Source organism: Leucobacter faecis, assembly GCF_054456635.2.
Genome location: NZ_JBTJEP020000056.1, coordinates 1 through 293 on the forward strand (window position 1 = coordinate 1; position 293 = coordinate 293).

At 65.2% G+C, this 293-nt stretch carries 1 protein-coding gene; it reads left to right on the top strand.

What is annotated here, in order from left to right:
• On the top strand, window positions 1–293 hold a 293-nt coding region (locus ACXR2T_RS15820; RefSeq protein ID WP_489945568.1), incomplete at both ends, for a hypothetical protein.

The window sequence follows — 293 nt, forward strand, 5'->3', positions numbered from 1 at the left end:
TCCCTGCTCGCCCTCGTAACCGGGCTTGAGCAGGCGTCCCGGCAGCTCGAAGCGTTGATTGTGCGGGCCGAGGGCACAGTGGTGGAGCGTTGCGTGGGTGATACGCGTGAGACGCTTGCGGGCCGGTTGGGGTGTCGCGACGGGGTTGATGTGTTGCAGCGCATTACGCGTAGGTCTCATCGGCTGCTGCGGCAGCGTGCCCTGCTCGCGAGTGACCTACGCCCTGATCAAGGGTATTCGGGTGGTGTGATTGGGCCCGTGTTTCCGGCGATTGCGGCCGCGTTTTATGCGGG